This window comes from Lysobacter cavernae (assembly GCF_042648505.1).
GTDB lineage: Bacteria > Pseudomonadota > Gammaproteobacteria > Xanthomonadales > Xanthomonadaceae > Lysobacter_L > Lysobacter_L cavernae.
Genome location: NZ_JBHRXK010000044.1, coordinates 1 through 508 on the forward strand (window position 1 = coordinate 1; position 508 = coordinate 508).

General features: G+C 63.8%; 1 protein-coding gene. It reads left to right on the forward strand.

Annotated elements, in window-relative coordinates; genetic code table 11:
* On the forward strand, nt 1–508 hold a 508-nt coding region (locus tag ACFOLC_RS16185; protein ID WP_386760297.1), incomplete at both ends, for an ATP-binding cassette domain-containing protein.

Sequence of the window (508 nt, forward strand, 5' to 3'; positions counted from 1 at the left end):
GAACTCGTCGGCATACCGGAACCACGCAAGCGCCTTCGCGCCTATCGTCACGAGCTGTCTGGCGGCCAGCGCCAGCGGGTGATGATCGCCATGGCCCTGGCCAACGAACCCGAGCTCCTGATCGCGGACGAGCCGACCACCGCCCTGGACGTCACCGTGCAGTTGAAAATCCTGGAATTGCTCAAGGATCTTCAGGCACGCCTGGGCATGGCCCTGCTCCTCATCAGCCACGACCTGAATCTTGTGCGGCGAATTGCGCACCGCGTCTGCGTCATGCAACAGGGCCGCGTCGTGGAACTTGCCGACAGCGAGCAATTGTTCCAGGCGCCTGAACATCCCTACACCCGGGAGCTGCTGGCCGCCGAACCCAGCGGTGGACCGGTGCCAGCCGCAGCTGCCGAGCCGATGCTGGAGGTGAAGGATCTGCGGGTCTGGTTTCCCATCAAGAAAGAGCTTCTGCGACGTACCCTCGACCACGTCAAGGCGGTCGACGGCCTCAGCTTCAGCT